Source organism: Paracoccus sp. S4493 (assembly GCF_000967735.1).
In the GTDB taxonomy this organism is placed as follows: Bacteria; Pseudomonadota; Alphaproteobacteria; order Rhodobacterales; family Rhodobacteraceae; genus Paracoccus; species Paracoccus marcusii.
This window is the reverse complement of record NZ_JXYF01000163.1, coordinates 1-663: the sequence shown is the minus strand read 5'-3', so window position 1 is coordinate 663 and position 663 is coordinate 1. Positions and strand designations below refer to the sequence as shown.

At 69.1% G+C, this 663-nt stretch carries 1 protein-coding gene and 1 pseudogene; both read right to left on the bottom strand.

Translation table 11 applies throughout. The features are described 5' to 3' along the window. Window positions 1–423 (bottom strand): ATP-binding cassette domain-containing protein (locus TW83_RS15710; RefSeq protein WP_045983723.1); only part of this gene is annotated, 423 nt, incomplete at its 3' end. Window positions 424–425: 2 nt separating this feature from the next. Beyond that, a pseudogene (gene phnK / locus TW83_RS15705) lies at window positions 426–663 on the bottom strand (phosphonate C-P lyase system protein PhnK); the annotation flags it as partial.

Here is a 663-nt window from a genome sequence, read left to right as displayed (position 1 = left end):
CAGGCCCCACAGCCGGCGCGGAATGTTCAGCCGCCACAGCAGGCCTTCGGCCTGCGCACGCGCTGTCGCGGCGGGCACCCCAAGCGCGCGCAGCGGTTCGGCCACCACGTCCACCGCAGGCACCCGCGGCAGCACGCGCAGAAACTGGCTGACATGGCCCAAGGTGCCCCGCCGCAGTGCGGTCACGGTGCGGGGCGCGGCGCCTACCAGTTCCGTGCCGGCGATGCGGATGCTGCCGCCGCCCGGCAGATAGTTTCCCTGGATCATCCGCATCAGCGTGGATTTGCCCGCCCCGGACTGGCCCACCAGCCCCACGCATTCGCCGGGATCCACGTGCAGCGCGGCCCCGGCCATGACCGGGATGACCGTGCCGCCCTGATTGTGCAGGGTGAAGGACTTGGAAAGGTTTTCGACCTGGATCATCGTCACACCTGCAGGACGGAGGAGACAAGAAGCTGGGTATAGCCGTGCTGCGGATCGTCCAGCACCTGGTCCGTCAGGCCCTGTTCGACCACCCGGCCCGATTTCATCACCATCAGGCGGTCGGCCAGCAGGCGCACCACGGCCAGGTCATGCGTGACGATGACGACCGACAGGCCCATGTCGCGCACCAGCCCGCGCAGCAGGTCCAGAAGCCGTGCCTGGACGCTGACATCCAGCCCG